This window comes from Campylobacter sp. CNRCH_2013_0671h (assembly GCF_025773055.1).
In the GTDB taxonomy this organism is placed as follows: Bacteria; Campylobacterota; Campylobacteria; order Campylobacterales; family Campylobacteraceae; genus Campylobacter_D; species Campylobacter_D lari_D.
The window spans coordinates 1-1,146 of record NZ_JAKMTG010000025.1 but is presented as its reverse complement, the minus strand read 5'-3'; the positions used below and the strand labels follow the sequence as shown (position 1 = coordinate 1,146).

The window sequence follows — 1,146 nt, the reverse complement described above, 5'->3', positions numbered from 1 at the left end:
GTTTTTTTATATTGTGTTTTAATAAAATTTATATTTATCCAATATTATTTATATAGATAATTTTTTATTAATATATCGTTTTTTTAAATTTATACTCCTATGAGATAATTTTTTCACTTTCAAAAAAATAACTACAAATTTACATAAAAAGGAAAACCAATGAAAAGTGCGAAAATAAAAATCTCACTCATAGCAAATTTTATTGCTATATTTTGTCTACTTATTTTAGGCATTATAACTTTTGTTTTTGTAAAAGACTCTCTGTTTAAAGAAGTTATAAAAGCAGAACAAGATAAACTTATTTCTGCAAAAAATTTAACACAAAATTTTTACAACAACTCTTCAAGCGCATTAGAAAGATTTGCCCAAAGTATTTTACATCATCCATATGAAATTTTAGCCAACGAAGAAACATTAATAGAAGATGTTGGAATTCAGTTAAAAGCTGCAAAAGATATAGGCGATTATCAAGCTATTTATTTGGCAAAACCTGACGGGGAATTAGTTTTAAGTAACAAAGACAGCGATGCCAAAGGAGTAAATTATTTAATTTATGGAAAAGAGCAAAATTATGATGCAACTACAAGAGAATTTTATATAGCAGCTAGAAAGAAAACTGGTTGGAATGTAACTGATATTTATACAGATATAGCAACGGGGCTTCCTACTTTTACCTATTCTATATCTTTAACTAAAAATGGTAAGTTTATAGGGGTTTTAGCTATCGATGTTTCTGTGAAGAAATTAGAAGATAGATTAAAACATTTACCAGGCTCATCTTTTGTTTTTGATAAAGCATTGTTTGCATTTGCTTCAACCGATGAAAACTATTTTGGCAAAGATAATAAAAATGTTGCTATTGTTGCTAAAGCTTTTAGTAAAGCAAAACCAGGCGAGGCATTTTTTTATACTAATGAAATGGGTAAAGAAAAATTATCTATTTGCGATAAAATAGATTCAGATACTATCTGCAGTGTAACAGATATAGACAGCATAGAAGAATCTAGCAAGAAAATGGCCTATATTCAAATTACTGCAGTTATTGCAGCTAGTTTCATAAGTATCATTTTACTCTACTTCATCATCTCTTATTATCTATCCCCTTTACAAGCAATCCAAAAAGGTATCAATTCTTTCTTTGACTTT

1 protein-coding gene is annotated in these 1,146 nt (G+C 27.7%); it reads left to right on the top strand.

Annotated elements, in window-relative coordinates; genetic code table 11:
* Nucleotides 1–159: 159 nt before the first annotated feature.
* The coding region (locus L8X97_RS08255) for a PDC sensor domain-containing protein (protein ID WP_263663066.1) at nucleotides 160–1,146 on the top strand (987 nt) is incomplete at its 3' end.